General features: G+C 58.6%; 1 protein-coding gene. It reads left to right on the top strand.

The window, feature by feature from the left end:
* A partial coding sequence (locus SB772_RS41535; RefSeq protein ID WP_410838716.1) for an SDR family oxidoreductase occupies positions 1–236 on the top strand: 236 nt, incomplete at its 5' end.
* Positions 237–268: the final 32 nt, after the last annotated feature.

Here is a 268-nt window from a genome sequence, read left to right as displayed (position 1 = left end):
CGGGAGTCATCAAGACAAACCTTCGTGCGACTTCCGAGGAGATTTTGGGGGATCTCGTTTCAACACAGCAGCGCGGCATCGGGGTTTCGCCCGAAATCATGGACTTCCTCATCCCGCCAAAACGCTCGGGCGAACCCTCCGAGGTGGCGAGTGTAGTGCTGTTCCTCGCATCCGACGCTGCTGGCTATGTGAACGGGCAAACCATCCAGGTCGATGGCGGCTGGAACGCAACGTAGTCCTGCCGAGTACACGGCCTTGTAGCAACAGA

Source organism: Paraburkholderia sp. SIMBA_030, assembly GCF_046535245.1.
GTDB lineage: Bacteria > Pseudomonadota > Gammaproteobacteria > Burkholderiales > Burkholderiaceae > Paraburkholderia.
This window is presented reverse-complemented; position numbering and strand designations above follow the sequence as displayed.